The sequence below is a fragment of the Candidatus Ruthia magnifica str. Cm (Calyptogena magnifica) genome, from assembly GCF_000015105.1.
Classification (GTDB): domain Bacteria; phylum Pseudomonadota; class Gammaproteobacteria; order PS1; family Pseudothioglobaceae; genus Ruthia; species Ruthia magnifica.
This window is the reverse complement of the sequence record NC_008610.1, coordinates 264713-284026: the sequence shown is the minus strand read 5'-3', so window position 1 is coordinate 284026 and position 19314 is coordinate 264713. Positions and strand designations below refer to the sequence as shown.

At 33.5% G+C, this 19314-nt stretch carries 12 protein-coding genes; 2 read left to right on the top strand and 10 right to left on the bottom strand.

Annotated features, from left to right (window positions below):
• The first annotated feature begins 18 nt into the window (after positions 1-18).
• Together RMAG_RS01335 and bioC are read left to right on the top strand one after the other, a co-directional pair.
• Complete coding sequence (locus RMAG_RS01335; RefSeq protein WP_011737665.1) at positions 19-870, top strand: metal ABC transporter solute-binding protein, Zn/Mn family; 852 nt, start codon at positions 19-21, stop codon at positions 868-870.
• On the top strand, positions 858-1646 hold the full coding sequence (gene bioC / locus RMAG_RS01330; RefSeq protein ID WP_011737664.1) for a malonyl-ACP O-methyltransferase BioC: 789 nt from the start codon (positions 858-860) through the stop codon (positions 1644-1646). Before RMAG_RS01335 ends, bioC begins: the two co-directional genes overlap by 13 nt.
• Positions 1647-2156: 510 nt before the next feature.
• On the opposite strand, the gene RMAG_RS01325 is transcribed toward bioC, so the two are convergent.
• The 10 genes from RMAG_RS01325 to nuoN all read right to left on the bottom strand — a co-directional run bounded on the left by RMAG_RS01325 (position 2157) and on the right by nuoN (position 19312).
• A complete protein-coding gene (locus RMAG_RS01325) occupies positions 2157-3326 on the bottom strand; it encodes a beta-barrel domain-containing protein (RefSeq protein ID WP_011737663.1) in 1170 nt (389 codons plus the stop codon).
• 11 nt (positions 3327-3337) lie between these two features.
• A complete protein-coding gene (locus RMAG_RS01320) occupies positions 3338-5416 on the bottom strand; it encodes an ATP-binding cassette domain-containing protein (RefSeq protein ID WP_011737662.1) in 2079 nt (692 codons plus the stop codon).
• Positions 5417-5842: 426 nt separating this feature from the next.
• Positions 5843-6187: a hypothetical protein gene (locus tag RMAG_RS01315; protein WP_011737661.1), complete on the bottom strand. Its 345-nt coding sequence runs from the start codon at positions 6185-6187 to the stop codon at positions 5843-5845.
• 17 nt (positions 6188-6204) lie between these two features.
• On the bottom strand, positions 6205-7473 hold the full coding sequence (locus RMAG_RS01310) for a TolC family protein (RefSeq protein ID WP_011737660.1): 1269 nt from the start codon (positions 7471-7473) through the stop codon (positions 6205-6207).
• A gap of 265 nt (positions 7474-7738) precedes the next feature.
• Positions 7739-7930, bottom strand: coding sequence for a hypothetical protein (locus RMAG_RS01305; RefSeq protein ID WP_024792266.1), 192 nt, complete (start codon positions 7928-7930; stop codon positions 7739-7741).
• Positions 7931-7965: 35 nt separating this feature from the next.
• Positions 7966-8148, bottom strand: a complete 183-nt coding sequence (locus tag RMAG_RS01300; RefSeq protein ID WP_041194917.1) for a hypothetical protein — start codon at positions 8146-8148, stop codon at positions 7966-7968.
• A gap of 255 nt (positions 8149-8403) precedes the next feature.
• On the bottom strand, positions 8404-8619 hold the full coding sequence (locus tag RMAG_RS01295; RefSeq protein ID WP_011737659.1) for a hypothetical protein: 216 nt from the start codon (positions 8617-8619) through the stop codon (positions 8404-8406).
• Between the two features lie 454 nt (positions 8620-9073).
• Positions 9074-17533, bottom strand: coding sequence for a type I secretion C-terminal target domain-containing protein (locus RMAG_RS01290; protein WP_011737658.1), 8460 nt, complete (start codon positions 17531-17533; stop codon positions 9074-9076).
• 98 nt (positions 17534-17631) lie between these two features.
• The gene (locus RMAG_RS05790; protein ID WP_157834508.1) at positions 17632-17787 is read right to left on the bottom strand and encodes a hypothetical protein; all 156 of its coding nucleotides are present in this window, start codon (positions 17785-17787) and stop codon (positions 17632-17634) included.
• A 70-nt stretch (positions 17788-17857) separates the two neighbouring features.
• Positions 17858-19312: an NADH-quinone oxidoreductase subunit NuoN gene (gene nuoN, locus RMAG_RS01285; RefSeq protein WP_011737657.1), complete on the bottom strand. Its 1455-nt coding sequence runs from the start codon at positions 19310-19312 to the stop codon at positions 17858-17860.
• Positions 19313-19314 lie beyond the last annotated feature (2 nt).

The window sequence follows — 19314 nt, the reverse complement described above, 5'->3', positions numbered from 1 at the left end:
GTTTTAGAGAAATTTATTATGATTTTCCCTTCACTCTTAACAATAATAACATTACTTTCTGCAAATATCTTTGCAGCACCAAATATTGTGGTTAGTATTAAGCCTATTCAGTCTATTGTTAACAGCTTAACTCAAGGAATAACAGAGTCAAAATTATTACTAAAAACCAATCAATCAGCGCATTATACTCATCTCAAACCTTCTCAATTATCTTTATTGAGTCATGCAGACTTAGCTATTTTTATTCACCCAACTTTTGAAAGTGGGCTTAAAAAAGTATTGGCTAATCTTAATGAAAAACTAATTATTGGCAATGTGAAAAATATTCATCTTATTCACAATGAGAAGCATCAGAAAGTAGTTAACTATCATCTTTGGCTAGATGTAAATAATATGCAAATATTTGCAAAAAAACTGATTGAAAGATTGATTAAAATTGACCCTGATAACCAATCAAATTATAGAACTAATTTAAACAAACTTAATAAAAATTTAGACAAACTCAAACAAGATATTAATCAAAAATTATCAATTTATAAGCCTAAAGTACTTGCAAGTTATTCCAATACTTTTGATTATTTTACCAATGCCAATCAATTAAAAAAATCAATTAATATTACAAATTACCACGGTGAAAGGTTAAGTATATTTAAAATACTTGAGGCTAAAAAAATAATGAAAAATACACAAACAAAATGTTTGCTCAGTACTATAGAAGTGCCTAAAAAACGTACTAATACACTGACCGAAGGTCTGAATATAAATTCAGTAAGCATTGACATTATAGGTTTAAATATTCAACAAGGATCTGATTATTATTTTGAATTAATGCATAATATTACCAATAAAGTTGTCCAATGTCTCAGGTAAGATTTGCCTTTAATAAAGCTTCAAATAATTATAATGATTATGCATTTTTACAAAAAGAAATTGCTGTTAGATTGGATCAAAAACTTAATATTATTTCATCCAAAGCTGATATCATTCTTGATCTTGGTGCAGGCACCGGTTTACTTAGTCAACAACTAACTAAGCGCTTTTCAAACTCAAAAATTATTTGTCTAGATTTTGCCCAACAGTCCTTAAAATATAACCCATCTAGTAGCAAAATTTGTGCCAATGCTAATTATTTACCACTACCGGACAATAGCGTTGATATGATTACTTCTAACTTGATGATGCAGTGGTGTCAAAATCTTAACATTTTGTTTTCAGAATGTTTCCGTGTGCTTAAAAATAATGGATTAATTTTGTTCTCTACCTTTGGCCCAGATACGCTAAAAGAATTAAAAAAAAGTTGGTCAATTGTGGATGATAAAACACATGTCAACACTTTTATTGATATGCATAATATTGGCGATCAAATGCTACAAAACGGGTTTCAAAATCCTGTAATGGAAATGGAAACCTTAACACTTACTTATCAAACAGTTATTGATTTATTGCGCGATCTTAAAGCCATTGGCGCTCAAACAGTTGCTAAACGCTCAAAGTCCCTAACTGGTAAAGACAAATTCCAACTGATGATTAGAATGTATGAATCTTACAAAAATAATGGGAAATTACCAGCCACTTACGAAGTTATTTATGGACACGCATGGAAAAAAACGACTGGTGTTAATAATATCACACTTGAAAGTCAATAAATTTTTTTCTAATTAAAGTATTTACTAACATTAAGTTCTTGTTCTTTTAATACAGAAGATTCAATCATATCCTAACGTTCAAAATCAATTAATATTTTATCTACTATAGGTTCAAGTGATTGCCATAAAGATTATTTAATAGTAAATAATCCAAATCTGTTAATAAATTTAGTATACTTTTGTCATTTATAATGAAAGGATTAACTCAATATGAATCATTAAAAAATACCATTATTTACATTAATTCGGATTTCTTATTATGCTTGAAATATGACAAACAATTACTTTGAATATCAAGATCTTTTATTTTGGCGCTGATATAATTGACTAATCGCCAATTTATAATGCGCTGTTTTTGTAAACAGTATTTTAAAATTTGGATTTTTATCATTTTTATAAATAATTTCAAAAATACTAGCTCTTAGCTTCCCATTGTTCCAATAAGTTAGCATAGCGTCTTAATAAAAACCAACTAATAATATCCACACTTCGCTCAAAAGCAATATCTAATTACTTCTCGTTAAGAGCGCCACTAAAACCACGACTAATTGGCTTGATTAAATAGGTGAATAAAGAACGCTTTCCGACTTTAACATCAATCGTACCTGACATGCCTAATTTGACATTAATCACCTTGGATTTGACATTATCTTCATACTCTGGACCTTCAATTTTGACATTTACTTGATAAAAAGTTATTTGTCTTCCCGAAGGGTCTTTATCCAATAAAGTGTCCGAACTGATGTAATTTAGTGTACCTTTTAAACCACCGAAAATAGTATAATCAAATGCATCAAGTTTAATCATCACTGGCATGCCCAATTTTAATCTACCAATATCAACAGGATTAATTTTTGCCTCTAAAATAACACCCCCTTGAGAAGGAGATATTTCCATCAATTGCTCTCCAGCACGTAAAACACCACCAACAGTGGTTACTTTTAGCTCTTTAACAATACCTGACACAGGTGAATAAATATTAGTATATTCTAAAACACTTTTTTGTTTTTTAAGTTTATATAGATTCTTAGCCAACTCACCTTCCAACTTTTCAATTTCAGAACTAGTTTTTTCGTAATATTTATTTTTAGTATCCACCACTTTACGCTTAAAGTATAATACTTTCTGTTTAGCTCTTAGAACCTCTAATTGACTAACATCACCTGTTTTTTCCAAACTTTGAGTAATTTCCCATTCCTCAATATTCATTGCAAGACCTTCCTCCAACATGGATACCTCTTGATTTAAAGAGCGCTTCTTTTGAACATATAAAGCTTTTTGTGCATTCATAAAATCAGGATAATTTTTGGTTAATTCATCAAATACAATAGGCTTTTCTAAAATTTCTGCATTGGCTCTTGCTAATGCTGACTTCAAATATGCTACTTGAGATCTTATCTCATAATAACTCGCTTGTGCACGATCTTTTTCAAGTGTTGCTAGAAGTTGCCTCTGCTGAACATGCTCACCTTCACTAACCAATAATTTAGATAAAACACCACCATCAGCTACTTGAATAATTTGGCTACTACCGTTAGCAACCACCTTGCCTTGACAACGAACTGTTTCATCAATATCAAATAGTGATGCCCACAATATAAAAGCAATGAAGCCACCTAATAAAACATAAACAATCGAAAATGAACGCTCAATTTTTAATAAAATTTTCTCTAAATTCATGACTTAGCCTCTTATGTTTTGCCAGAAAGTTGAGCAATTACATCAGCCTTTGGTCCATCCATCACTATTTGATTTTTATTAACAACAATTAAACGGTCAACTAATTCTATCATTTCAATTTTATGCGTTACCAATACCAACGTATCTTCTACCTTTATTATTTTTTTAAACATGTTGATTAACAATACTTCTAAGTTACGATCAACAGATGCAGTTGGCTCATCTAATAACCATATTTTTGGCGCTCGCAAAACTACCCTAGTTAAATTAAGTAATTGCTTTTGTCCACCAGACAAGCCTAATCCACCTTCAAATATTTCTTGCTCTAGCCCTTTTTCAGTAGTAGAGATAACACTATCTAATAAGCCTGTTAATTTAGATACCTTCAAAATTTTATCATCATCTGGATCGACCAGACCTAAAATTAAATTTTCTCTAAGTGTGCCTTTGAATAGTCGCCCTTCTTGTTGTAAAAAACCAATTTTTTCAGCTAAAATAGGTTTTGAAATATGGGCCAAATCAATGTCGTCTAACAAAATTCGACCAACATTAGGCTTGTACATACCACTTAATAGGCGTAATAATGATGTTTTTCCAGAGCCAATAGGTCCTAAAACACCAATTTTTTCACCCGGGTTGATTCTCATTTCTGGCAAGGCTAAAGCCACCTTTTCGCCATAATTTATTTGTGTTTTCGCTTCAATATAGAATTCACCACGTAGATTTTCAAACACAATAGGCGAGTCTATACCATCATGGTCACATTTTAAATCCAAAATCATATCTAGTGATCTAATTGCTGACTTAGTGTTTGCCCATTGAACTAGGTGAGATGGAATTTGTGCAACAGGCGCCAAAATTCGACCTGATAAAATAGAACAAGCAATTAATCCACCCATGGTCAAATCACCACCACCAATCAATAATGCACCTGACGCTACCATCAACACAAACGAAGATTGTTGAAAAAATGCCACCATATACTGAGACTGGTCAGTCATTCGCTTCATCTCTAAATCATAACTACGACCTTCGTCAGTGACGTTCATCCAATTAGAAAGCATGCGCCAACCACCTTGACCAGATTTAATCGTTTCAGCACCTTCAACTGACTCCACTAATAAACCCACTCTAAGATTAACAGATTCATTAATATTATCTGCTAATGTTTCTATTTTCTTATGAAAATATAATCCTGTTAAAGTTGCTATAACAAAAAATATCATAGGCAGCAAAGCTAAATAACCACCAATAGTAGCGATTAATAAAACATAGAACAGCACAAATGGAACGTCAACCACCAGATAAGTCGTAATAGTAGATAAAAAACTACGTACTGACTCATAACCTCGCATTTGCGAAGCCAAACTACCCACACTTTTTGGCAATTGATCCATGCGTAATGCCAAAAACCGTTTGTATATATCTCTAGATAAACGTCTATCTATATTGTCAATTAACTTTTCGTACAACCCTGCACGCACTAACTTAGCAATAAAATCTAACACCGTTATTGCTAATACGCCTATTGTCAGCACCAATAAAGTTTGTTGAGCACCTGTTGGCACAACACGGTCATAAATCTGCATAGAATAAAAAGCGCTAACCACAGCCACAATATTAATCAACACTCCTGCTAAAGAAGCATCAATCAACCATTTTTTATGAGTAATTAATTCGGTTTTAACTATTTTAAAAATTCGACCATTACCTATATCGAACTTTTTTTTCATTTTTATGGCAAAAATATTATACTTACTCAAATCATAAAGTATTACCTCTAACCAGGAATTTTTCTCTTTAGAGAACCATTCTGCTACCCATTCTCCTTTAGCATTAAAACTTTTAAGAATACCCCATTGTTGAAATTCATCAAAAATCAATAAAGGCAATAAAGAGGGGTCATTAATAGATTTTAATGCTTTAGGATTAGGAATTAATAATGCATGGCATACATTATGCAACATTACCAATTTTTCAATTGAACTATTACATTCATCCTCAATAATCTGTTGTAATTCTAATGCATTAAAACGAGACCTTTGCAACTTCGATAAACGCTGCAAACTGAATAATAAACTTTGCTCCATATATACTTTAAAGGTTACTTAGAAAATTTAGTAAGTAATATTTTTTTACATAATACCTAACATATGTAAAGAATTATCGTTCTTTAAAAGTTGTGTTGGATAAACTTTATTTAAAAAGTCCGCACTAATTTTAAAAAAGAACATCCTGAAAGCATCGTGACAACTAGACTTAACACTAAAATATATTCTTATCTATATTATATATGCATAGAAAGGCTATCAAAACCGAGATGAATTATAACGTCATAACACTCATTAGTATATTTTTCTTCCTTTTTCTTAACGTTGTGTATTTTGTTCTAAATATTTTTAAATTCATAAATTTTATTAAAATATTACTGAGAATTAACATTATTTTTATGCTACACACTTTTACCTAAAGTATTCGATATGACTTTAACTACTTCATTTCTTTTTTGCCTGTAATTAACAATTTTTTTTGATTAGTTTTTGTATGATATTGCTTTGTTTTTTATTCTGTTCTTGCTTGATGTCTGTCTGTTCTTTTTGCATAATTTCTTCTACTGGAGTAATTTTTGTTGTTTTTTGAATAGCAATTTTAATTAATTTTTCACGACTAAGCTTTTCTTCTTTATCAAAAAATTCTACAAACGTTACAAAATCTTTTTTCTTTAAAGACAATTTAAAGTTTTGAGTGTTATCAATATACCAAATAATTTTTTCTACCAGTATTTTATCAATAATATTTTGTTCTTCTTTAAAGCTAATTGTTGAATGCCATAATATTTTATCTGCTCGATCAAATACCAAACTTTCATTAAAAATTATTACAACAACGCCCCAATATCTTCAACATAGACAAAAATACGCCAATTCGCTAGTATTATCTCGCCGTAAACACTAGCCAATTGAGACTCTAATTGAGAGACCTCACGAATGGAGTTCATAACATCCTGCCATGTTTTTCTACCTGCTAAAAATTGTCGATAATAGGACTTTCGTACTTTTTCTATATTGGCTAGTGATAACTCAAGCAATATTTTTTGTTTTTTCAAAGAGACAGAAGACATCCAATCTAACTTAATTTGCTGCGCAACTTTATTTTCCTCGTCTTTAATTTTTGCTTGTAGAGACTGATAGCGACTTTTAATTTGCCTAGTTTGTGAAAAATTAGATAACCCTGCACCAAAACTACTATTAAATTCAATAAAAATACGATTTTCAGTCTTGGCATCTTTGGTAGTAAAACTACCCCATTGACGTTCCAATTTAAGGTTAATATCTGGGTAGAGCTTGGCATGACTTTGGTCTAATTCAGCTTCAATTACTAAACTTTCTGCCTTAATTTGCTTAACTCTAGGGCTCGTTAGTAATGCCTTTCTGCTTAATTTAGTTTGATTAGTTTCAAACTTAACAATACTAAAATCTCTAATCAAATCTTTTGAATCTATAGAAGTGCCCAATAGTCCTTCCAAATTAAGCAGACTATTTTTATGTTGAATAATGGCCGAATTAAAACTGGCTTCTGCCTGGGTTGAACGTGAATTTACTAAATTTAAATCACTACTAGAAGACAAGCCTTGTTTAATACGACGCCTTAGACGAGTACGCAACATGCTATATTCTTTTTGACTCTTACTATATGACTTTTTTTTTAAATAACTGTCATACCATTTACTGTAGGCATTGATTACTCTTAAAGCCAAATCTTGCTGTACGACCTTGGTTGATGCTTGAGCTAATAAAAGCTTAGCTCTTGATTTTGCCAAGCCTGCATCAATAGACCCGCCAGCCCAAAGTGGCTGTGTTAAGCTAATGGTTGAAACACGACTATCGCCATTATAATTACGATCTGTATTAGAACTATCAACTTGACTTACTGAAAACTTAGGGATTGGAAAATATTGCCATTTAGCACTGGTAATTTCATTTTTAGCAGAGTCCTCTAAAAAAATATTACTTTTGATAGAAGGATGATAGGCAATCGCTTTGCTAATTAGATTAGACAAATTAAACTCACCTTTTGATTGCTCTTGTACGCTCACACCACCAAGGAGAAAGCCAAAAAATAATAATACCATCGTTCTTTTAATCATTTTAAATCTATGCCATTATTATCAGTATTAATCACAACATTCTCCAGCAGGATCAGCATCTATGACACTTAAAAAATTACTCGAAGTATCTCTTGATTGATAACTTATCAAGTCTTAAAGATTCAGTTTATCATCATTACTGCCATTGTCTATGACAAAATCAATAATGGTATCATTACCGTCGGTTATAACGTTGTAATCAAAAAGTATCGACCCACCATTTCCTGTAAGCATATCATTGCCCAAACCTTTTATAAAAATATCGTTAGAAACTTGTACCAATTAATGAAATGTCAGCATTTTTTACGCCAATTTTAAAATTATTAACCAAATTACCTATCTTATCTTTTAGATGATAGCTATCGCCACTAAATATAGTGCAACTTATTTCAATAACACTAGCATCACCAATTCTATTTTGAACAGAAAGGTATGCCTTATTGCCATCAGTTTTCACTTTAGTAATTGTGTTGTTCTCAACAACAAATACATCTATTGTAGTGCTACTTGCCGTATTAATAGAGGATAAGTCTTATCGGTTTGATGGATTTTAATATTTTGTGACTCATAGGTGGTATTTGTCATCATACTAAAAGAATACTTAGTATCACTAAAATTCTTTAAATCTGACATAACACTCACATTACCCGACTTGTCAATAATTTTAACACCCATCCAATTTGCTGAATTATCAAGGTTTAATGCTACCTTGTTTCCTTTGGTGATATCCTAGGCTAGTAAGCTCAACCACTACATATTTATAACAGCAAACTGAATAGCATTTTCACTTTTTTTTAAGTCTATTATCCAAAAAAAAGTTAATAGTACCTCTAGATCTAGAGTAAGTAGTGTGTCATCGCTAATGTTGATATTACCAATTTGAGATTCAAAATCGCTAACAAAATTACTAGCCACATCTACATTCTCATCTTATTCATCTGATTTTTTCGCACCTACAATTAAATTATTAGTTATATTTTGACTTAATTTATCATTAGTAACACCATTAACTAATTCATTAAATACTGTGTTAGTAGATTTTTTGACATCGTCATTCAAACCAAATATCGTAGCAATATTCCCATTAACACTGCTAATTTTAGCAGAAGTAAAATCTAATAAATCAGTGTCTGTTCTTTGTATCACTATTATCGTTGAATAATTGACATGTAGCTATTTCAGTTAATATTCTAAAATTGACAGTCATGTCACCACCATTTGAACTTGTAATAGTACGTAAATCTACGCTTAAATCTTCATTTTGGCCTGTGCCCTTCATTTAAATAATTTACACCTGTTCCTATATCTTTCAAGCGAATAAGACTATTACCAGTCATTATTTTCTAAAAACAGTTTAAGTGCTTGTATTATTAAATATGTCTTCAAGCATTAAGTAACAACTGCTAGATTAACAAGGCGATTATTAACTTCATCATCAAAACGAAGTATCATTGTTACGCTCATTGTCATTCTCTTGCATTTATTATAGGATGAATTCAATTTTGAATCAACTTTAATACAAAGTATAATCGTAATTGACGTCAGATTTCTACTTAACGTCAAAAAACCAATTGATTAATAAACACTACCAAGCAACTACCTACTCAAGCACCAAATTACCATCATTAATCATAGTAACTAGACTAGCTTCAGTTACCCCTGTTAAGGTAATATTAATATCTTCAGTAAATACATCACCCATAGCACCATTTTTATCAACACTAATGATAGTATTGCCACCAATCTGACTTAGATTAATAAAATCAGCTAAGTTTGTAGAATCATAATCGGTGAGTAAGTCTTTAAGATTAAGAATGTCTTTGTCAGCACCCATGCCTATAGTAAAGTCAGTAATACTATCAGCACTACTGCTTGCTGCAGCATCACTCCAGGATTTATAGACGAAGGTATCATTGCCACCCCTACCATAAACTGTTTCATTAAAGGAAGACATATTAATAATGTCATTATCTGTTGTTCCAAAATTAACAGCTTCTTGTGTAGCACTGTAATTAAAGGTATTACTTTCATAAACAATACTATCACCAGTATTCATCAAAACACTTAAAATAGAAACGTTGGTGTCTAACTGAGTATTGTTAATGGTGAGTCTGTTAGATTCGACGTTTTGCATATTAATAACCTCAATATTAACCAAACTTACTGAAGTGACATCTAGGTTGATGTCTGAAGCATTAGAAAGTTTGATCATATCATAACCCAGCTTACCATCTAGCATAACCAAGGCACTCTCACCCGCATAAGTAAATACATTATTATTGGCACTACCGAACAAGCCTATGGGTTCTACAGCCTCGGTGTTGGAGGTATAGACTAGAAACTCACTGACTTTGCCACTCTGGCAAACAGTAGAACCATAACCAAAACTCATTAGCACCCAAGTATTACCTAACACCAAGCTGTTTCCTTTTAATGTTTCATCGGCAGCTTTATTGTCACCATCAACAAAAATACCTTGTTTGGCATCTACATTATTTTGTAGCACTGTGCCAGCACCCGTGTGATTATAGTTGGCAGTAAAGACTAACTGAGAAACCTGTCCACTCTGTTGTGCATCACTAACAAATAAACGAGCGTCACCAGTTGACGAGCCAGCATCCCAATAAATAGCACCCGAACTCCAGGGAGCATGGGCTATGATACGTCCATCTTCAATAGAAGTTCCTAGATTAAATAATGTACCTACTCTTATAATATTAAATTCATAGGTCACATAAACCTCAAGATTAGTCACAGTTCCACCACCCGTTCCTATTGCCTCCATAAAATCATCATTAGCGCCATTTAGCCCTCTATTAAAACCGATAGTCGTTTGACCATTAGAGTGGGTCTGGACAACCCCATCACTCACGATAACACCTTGTTTTGTACTGGAGGTTTGAGTCATATCTCGTCCATTGCCCGTTTGATCATACCAAATACTTACATACCCTGTGTCATCCGTATCTCTACCCACAAAATTCAGAAGAGCTCGCGTATCCAAATTATCATACTTATCAAAACCAATATCCAGTTCGGTATTATCACTAGAACGTCTGACTCGAACAGCATTAGTCGCTAAATCTGAGTTAACATCTTTTAGACTATAAGCTGCTGCTAGTTGAGTAATATCTACTTCAACAATCTCACCAATACCTGTTGCCTTGGAGATTGCACCCTCTGTTGGATTGGTTAGATCGACAATAATATTCTGATTCACTTCTTTATAGTAATCGCCATTCACTGTAAAGGTAATCTCCTTAAAGCGTTCACCTACTGCAAAAGTGACCGTACCACTTGTACTACCGCTATAGTCATCATCCACACCATTAGCAGAACTACTAAACTTGGCTAAACTTAGTGTAGTATTCACCGCATAATCAACCGTACCAGCATCAGAAAAATCCCCTCCTCTAGTCACAATAAAGGTCATGGTCTTTGTCCCTGTTGTACCTTCAATCACTCTTGAATCAGAGATAGAGTAAGAAGAGGCTTGCTTAGTTGCTGTTTCTGTTCTAGTTGTCATATTGCCTGCAGTATCGATGATATTGACTTGAACACCTAACTGTGTATCAATACTTGCAAAAGTAGGTGCACTACCTGAAATAAGTGAGGCAGCACTATTTAAGTCTAATGTCCAGTTACCATTGGCATCACTGATGACTATGTAAGTAGCATCATCATAGCTATTGTTATTGTCTGTATCTAGTTTAATTTCAACATCTATGTTAGCACTAGTCTGTCCTGTGATGGTTGACAAGTCAGTGATGATTTCATCAATCACTATAGTACTAACAGGTGCTGTTTTATCCACAGTAATATTTTGTGATAGTTGCGTGGCAGGGTTACCATGGTTATCACTAGCATTAACAGTGACTATATAGGTTGTTCCTTCTATTAATACATTTGTATCTGTTGAAGGAATGTCAATACTCCAATTGTTACTAGCACCTGTTACTGTTGTTGTGTAAGTGATGGTGTTAAACACAACACTCACTTCACTACCTATTGTCAAACCTGTAGAAATACCTGTCATACTAAAGCCATTGGCAGACTCAGTAATATTCACCACATTGTCATTACCAACGATGGCTTTATTATCAGTTAAAGTCAATGTTGGTGCGTTAGTGCCAACCGTAACTGTTTGTGTGCTTGATGTATTTATTCCCATAGCACTGCTTGTGATATTGGCTTGTACGGTGTAGATATCTCCATTGATGAGTCCACCATCATTGATTATGGCTCTCCATATACCAGTGCTACTGTCATAAGCTGTTCCAGAAATTGATACAACACTACCACCAACCTTAGTGATAGTGACTGTAAAATCACCAAGTAATAAAGTACTTAAGATGGTAGAGTCAGCACCAATAATCACTGCAATGACAATATCAGTGGTATTCTCTATGGCATTTATCTTATTGTCTGTGGCCACCATTATGGTTGCATTCATTTCATTCACGATAACGTTCCAAACAGTGCTACCAGTGATGGCAGTTGATTCATTACCTGCATTATCTTTAAAAGCACCAGCTTCCACTTCAACATAGTAGCTTGTTCTTGCCACTAAGTTAATATCAGTTGGGTTAATGGTGACTACACCTGTTGCATTAATACTGACTTGTGCACTATTATCTGCAGCAATAGTTTCTATAACAGAGCCATCACTAAGTTGTTTAATGATAATGTTCTTACCTGTCACAGCTATCATACTCTCTGCAAAGGTTAAAACAAAGTTATCCGTATTAGACATTTTACCATTATCCACAGGAGAAAAGGTTGGTGTGTCAATGGCAGTATCAATACTAAAATTAATAGTATATTTAGCAATGTTACTAGTTTGCCCTGCATTATCTGTTTGTTTGACTCGGATGAAATCAGCGCCATAGGTTCCATCTGTTAAAGTAAAATTAGTCACAGAACTGTCTGAAACGGTCGTCCAACTTACACCACCATCAACACTGTATTGCCATGAAGCCACATCAGCAACAAGATTAGTGACGTTCATCACCCTATCTTTAGTAACAGTACCAGCGCTTATTTCTGTATTTAATGTAAGGGTTGGAATAGAAGGGGGTTGAGTATCGAAACTTTGCGCATCAGCAATAGATTGAGTATGATTGATGTCAAAAGGATCATTACCATAGATATCTACTAAGCCTGTTTTTTCTATTTTCAGACGTGCAGCTGTAACATCTACGGTATTTTCGCCTAAAGGTGGAGTGACTGATACAGTCCATTGGGTGCCAGAGCTGTCTGGAACTTCAGTAAGAACGCCTATAATCCAATTTGTAATAACGATTGGTGCCCCTAAGGTATCTACTAAAATGACATCATTTGACTCGAAACTAGAAACTACACCGTGACTAAAAGTCACGGTGTATATTGTCATCTCAGATGTAACTTCTTGTCCAGTTTGATCATGATCATCTGTCACACTAACAATAGTTGGTATAGTTGCAACAACAGTCATAGTCGCTTGAGCAGAAGCTCCCGTATTTCCTGCAGTATCAACATAAGCAAAGGTTGCTGTACGATCAATATCACCCGGAGTAGAATTGGTATTTTTCAACTTAACAGCTTCAACAATACTTTCCACTTCAGTAGCACTAAAGCTACCGCCACTATGTTTAGTAATGGTTAACTTATTAGAAGCATAAATGTAATTAACATTAGCTATTCCAAGCGTTACACTAGTAGTTTGAGTAAAACTACTACTAAGTGTTCGCTCTACATCTAGTAACAAATTATCACCAGTTTGAATATTGCCAAATATCACTGTAATTTTTTCTATATCGCTTGCATTAGGCGTCACAATATCTGCATCAAAGGCTACACCACTTGTTATATCCATCTTATTAACGATTACCGAACTGGTAACGTCTACTACGTCTGTTGTTACATCTAAAGTGAACGTGATTATTTGTTCGCTTGATGCATTACCAGTCTTATCTATTTGTCTTACTTTGACAATGTAATCACCATTTGTCGTTGGTGCAATATAAGTCGTACTCCATGAACCAGTAGCAATTTTGTATTCTACTGTTGCACCTATTTCTTTATTAACAGGTGCGTTGATGGCAGAATTATTTGTAATGCTGTCACTTGAACTACTACCACTATCAGTTATTAAAACTGCATTTGGTGTTACTGGGGCTACTGTATCAAACACTACACTATCTGAACTCATACCTATCCCTTCAACAGGATTGTTATCCAAAATAGCTGTTAATTTAACTTTTACCTTATAAGCTTTACCGTCAGTAAAATTGGCACTTGAAGCCCAGATACTATCGTTATCTAATACCCAATTACCTGAACCATCTATTGTTATTGCTGTACCAACTAAACTACTAGGAACGGTGTAAGCTGTACCACCGTTAGATGAAATAAACTTAATTTCTAACACTTTTACATTTCCAACACCATATGGATTCGCAATATGTCCAGAAATGGTTACATTTGTCAATTCACTTAAATTAATATACTCATCCCCACTATTTACACCCATTCCAGACCATGCTACTGTTGTGCTTAAACTGGCCGTATCAAAAGTCCAAACGCTAGACTCACTAATACCAGCATATTCATTACCTGCTATATCTTTAAAAGCGCCAGCTGCTATTATTACATAATAAGCTATATTAGACTCTAAGTCAGTAGCTGGATTGATCGTTACTATATCATTAGTAACCTCTACACTATCAACGGCTTCAACAAAAGTTCCATCAGCTTTATAAATTTTGATTTCTTTACCAGCAACCTTTATAATGTTCTCATCAAATATCATGGTTAAGTTTGCTGTTGGTACTATATTACCACTTAGTATTACTGTTGGTGCAATTGTGTCAACTTGAGTATTAGCTATTTCACTTATTTCAGTAAATACTGAACTAACATCATTACCAACAGCATCTTTAAATTCACCTGAGGTAAATGATAACGAATTAGCTTTTACTTTAACACCATTATTATCATTTAAATTGTTAGGTAATGCTGCTGTTGTAAATATTAATGTATTCGAAACAATTCCGTTGCCAGTTGCTGTGGCAGTTACTTCCATTGTGCTACCATCTCTATCATCAATAATCAGTGTAATGATTGCTATTGCAGCATTTGTTAGCGTAACCATTTCATCTAAAGTTAGTTCTACACTCAGTGTTTCGCCGATTTTTAAAATTTGTGCACTGTTTGGATTTGTTGCACATGTTATGCTAGGTGCAACACCATCTATGACAATAGTACTATCTCTATCTTCGATGTTGTATAAGATTTTTTTATCAGCAGGCACCATATTATCAGTCATTATATTGCCTGCAATGTCAATGATTGAATTGATAGTAAAACTGGTTACTTTTAAGCCTGTCGTGGTGTTGCCCGTATTTACTATGTAATTTCCTGTAAGAAGAGTTTTATCATCTGCTGAAACTGTCAAAATTACTGTTTCACCTGTATTTAATGTCACTGTAATTGTACCTGAAGCAATTTCTTCATTAACTGTACTAGTAATATTGATGTTGCTATTTACACCATAAGAACCACCAACTGTATTTAAAGTGAACAAGGTGATAGTAGGAGCTATGTAGTCAATAGTTATTGCATCAAATAAAGTGGGTTGGGAATAATTACCATACTCATCTACTTGTTTAACCTGTATTTGACCTTGCACATAAGATTGACTTGATAATTCAAATGATGAGTCTGAACCTTTTATCCAATTTTCACCACCATCAGTAGAATATTCCCAAGTAACGCCACCAGATATATTAATTATTTTATTGCTAGTAATGTTATCACTAGAAGCGCCTGTGTCGCCAGCAGATGCAAGTGTTAATGTAGCATCGACATTAGCAGTTAATATATCTATTGATGTCGCAGAATAGTGAGAAAGAGTTATGACATTTGAATCGTCCTGACCTGCAATTTTAACTTTAATATCGCTTACTGCATGAGAATCTGACCCTAACAATTCAAAACTACCATTACCCCTACTACCTGTTGTCCAATCTGTACCGCCATTAATTGTATACTCCCAAATAACGTCAGGTCCAGTAATCACATTAATAATAGCATCATTTGTTTTACCATCAAATATACTATTACCTGTATCTCTGTTAAGGTTTAATGCTAAGATTGATCCTGTAATTTCTGCTGCATTTTTAAGTATTGTAGACTCATTGCCTGCAGCATCTATTTCTTTAACCTGTATTTGATTTATTGTATAGATAGCATTAGCAATTAAAGAAAAACTAGAGCCTACATCTACTACTTTCCAAGTACCATCAGCCCCATTTTCAGTAGAATACCGCCAAGTACTACCAGCTGTTACTGATATATTTATCACTGCAAAATTGGCACTAGACGAACTACTTAGTTCTGTTGAGGTGATTCCACTTGGCATATCTCCATCAACAAAAATTGTGCCAGCGCCCAATGTCGCTTCAGTACCTTCTATGAAGCCAGCAAGAATGTCTGTACCATTTCGAACCATAATGTCTGCTTTATTGTAGGTAGTTGTTTTTTCAACTAAATTAAAGCCAGTACCAAGTTCAAAATCTGTAGCTCCTATAAACCAATTTATACCAGCATCAGTTGAGTAAACCCAATTTGAACTAACACCAATAACATTAATTCTGATACCTTCATCAGTACCAACATCATGACCATCTAAATCATACGCTTTGACAATATTATCTATTGCACTAATACCTGTATCTTCAAAACCTAACGTAATATTGATCGTAGTAGAGCTGTCAATAGCATCAGTATCTTTAATGGTTGTGGCCAATCCTAAACCAACATCAATCTTACTATTACTTGTTTCAGCTTTAGAAGCACCAGCAAGTAAATCTTCTTGCCCCTCTGTGTTTAGTTTTAAATCAGCACCCATTCCTATTAATTTTTCTTCAAACTGAGTAATGGTTGCAGCCATATTGCCAGAGTTTTTGTCTGAATCTACACCAGATAATGCTGCTAAAATATTACCATAGGCATTCGAAATAGAAGTTTCGCCATCTTGTGTTATTACTGTTTGTATTTTAGTAGTAACCACGTCAGCATCATTACCCAAACCAAAGGCCTTAGCTACACCTTTATTAGCGTCACTGATAGTAGATATATCCAACATAATACCCGTAGGTAATTCACCAGAAGTGGTTAAACCCATTCTAAGTGCAGCTATGGTTGTTAATGGCGTAATACTAACGTCAATATTTCCACCTTTAGAAGCGTCAATAACTGCTAATAATGTAGCAGATATGTCAGTATCTACTCCTGTTGCTTCGTCTCTAAAGTCAGCGTTATTCCCATTAGTATCAATTAATTTAGCAATAATAATACCCTTATAATTACCAATAGAGAAATCTTGCATTCCTGAATTGTTAAGATCCACGTCTGTGAAAAAAGTTAACTTTTCAATGAAAGGATCGTATTTGTATAATTTAACAAGTCCACCATTATTTTCAATAAACTCACCTGCACTAACAACCATCTTAAGGATAACATCTTCCAAAGAAGAAATACCGCCACCTGCACCTGCTAAACCAACAATTAGCAAGCCGTCTAATACCTCACCACTATCTATACTTAAAGATGAAAAAATATTAGTGAGATAAACTTCGTTAAAACTTTCAGCAAACACCGTAGATTGGTTAGTAGCGACGGCTGATAATACAGACTCATCACCATAAAAATGAATGATTTGAGAGTTATTAGTAAACGTAACAAAATTATTTTCAATAATATGATAAATGCCGTCTTCGCTTGGTAAAGATACTAAACAAGACAAATCACTTACACACACTTTAAAATATTCATTGAACACAACAATAGTATCATTAGGCAACAACACTTTCAAATCATTGTCTACTTTTTGGGCAATTAAGTCAAAGTTTCTACCATCTTCGATGCTTATTTCGTAAGCATGACCTGGTATAACCCTAATATGCTGTTCACCCTTGATGACAATAACAATAACTTTACTTAGCGTTTTGGAAAAAGCTTGTGCTTGAGTTTGTAATGTTTTTAATTGTGTAGTTGTTTTTGCGTTGTTAATTTTCATTATTTTTTCTTATTATTGTGTTTTTTACTTATTTTTTTGTTATACTTAAATATTTAGGTATTTTTACTCGTATTAACAGTAAAAATGGAAGGTATATTTTATATTTTCCAGCATTCTTTATCAAAAATGAACTGTGTTTCATCAATAATTTTTCTAAGAACTTCTTTCCAAATATCGACATTAAATTTAGATAAATATTTAACACTATCTTTGTGAATGCCGTCAATTTTAATAGCTTGATCTAAAAACGGCATTAGAATTTATTTATTAAGCCAACAAACACCTATTAAGGTATATATTTAAAATCTTAAGATAAGAACTGACTTAGAATAGTGATAGTGCTAATTTCATCCAAAAATCTGGAAACAAACCAACTGCTAATATTAAGATGGCATTGATTGACAAAACTAACTGTATATCTATTGACGCATAGATAGTTATTTTTTTATCAGTCTCATCAAAATACATGGATTTAATAATTTGTAAATAGTAATAAGCGCTAATAACAGCAAAGATAACAACAATAACTGCAATCGTTATAAACCCTGCTGATACCACTTGTTGAAGAATGAAAAATTTAGAATAAAAACCAACCAATGGTGGAACACCTGCCATAGATAGAATGATAATTAACATCATCAGTGCAAACCATGGGGCATGTTTATTAAGTCCCTTAAAGTCAGAAATTTGATCAATTTCAAAGCCTTGTTTGTTAAGTAGAATAATCATGCCAAACGCCGCTAAACTCATCAGTACATAAACCAACATATAAAACGCGGCTGCACCATAACCAATTGGCGTACCAGCAACAAAGCCTAACATGATAAAACCAACGTGTGAAATAGTTGAATAGGCTAACATACGTTTGATATTACTTTGCATGAGCGCAACAACAGAACCCAGCGCGATAGACAAAATAGACAATACCATGAATAAATCTGACCAGTAGGCGTGCATGCTATCCAAGCCATCAACTAAGATACGTACCAACATAGCAAATGCTGCAATTTTAGGTACAGTTGAGATAAAAAGTGTGACTGAAGTTGGTGCGCCTTGATAGACATCAGGCACCCACATATGAAAAGGCACAGCGCCTAATTTAAAAGCGATACCAATAACCAAAAATACCAAGCCAAAATTAATAATCAGTGTTTCTCTTGAGTCAAGATTGGTATTGGATGCAAAACTGGCAATATCATTAATATTAAGACTGCCACTAATGCCATAAATCATGCTCATACCATATAGTAATAGACCTGATGCAATTGCACCTAGGACAAAGTATTTAAGTGCCGCCTCAATGGCATCTGCCCTTTCACGTGCAATGGCAATTAGTGCATACAATGATAGGGATAAGATTTCCAACCCTAGATATAGGGTTAATAAACTATAGCCTGATACCATTACCATCATACCTAATACTGACAATAAGACCAAAACAAAATACTCGCCTCTAAAAAGTGAGTGTGTCCTTAGATAATGACGTGAATAAACCATGGCAACCATTGTAGCAGCCATCATAAATACTTTAAATACTGATGCCATATTATCTAACACGAACGAGCCACCAAAAATAATTATCTGAGGGTGATCAATTAAATTAAATGCCAATAATCCAGTAATGAATAAGCTTAGTTGGATTAAATAATAGGTAACTTGCTTAAAATTCTTGTCTAAAAACAGATCTATCAATAAAACTATCACAATTGCACTGAGCAAAAAAATCTCTGGTAGAGCAATCCATAAAGATGATGTGTCAAATTCGATAAAATTGTTCATAA